General features: G+C 69.6%; 1 pseudogene. It reads left to right on the top strand.

Features of this window, described 5'->3' with window-relative positions:
• A pseudogene (locus tag SB751_RS33885) lies at positions 1 to 247 on the top strand (pyrroloquinoline quinone biosynthesis protein C); the annotation flags it as partial.

Raw genomic sequence — 247 nt, 5'->3', positions numbered from 1 at the left:
AGCGGATTCTCGATCACGATGGTCACGGCGGGCAGGAAGGCGGGATCGAGGCATGGGCGCGGCTCGGCGAAGCGGTCGGCATCGAGCGCGCGGAACTGTGGTCGCTCGTGCACGTGCTGCCCGGCGTGCGGTTCGCGGTCGACGCGTACGTGAATTTCGCGCGGCGTGCGCCGTGGCAGGAAGCCGTGTGCTCGTCGCTGACCGAGATGTTCGCGCCGCAGATCCATCTCGACCGGCTCGCGGGCTG

The organism is Cupriavidus sp. SIMBA_020 (genome assembly GCF_046535395.1).
GTDB lineage: Bacteria > Pseudomonadota > Gammaproteobacteria > Burkholderiales > Burkholderiaceae > Cupriavidus > Cupriavidus campinensis.
Note: the sequence above shows the minus strand (reverse complement) of the source record. Positions and strands in the feature narration are given on the sequence as shown.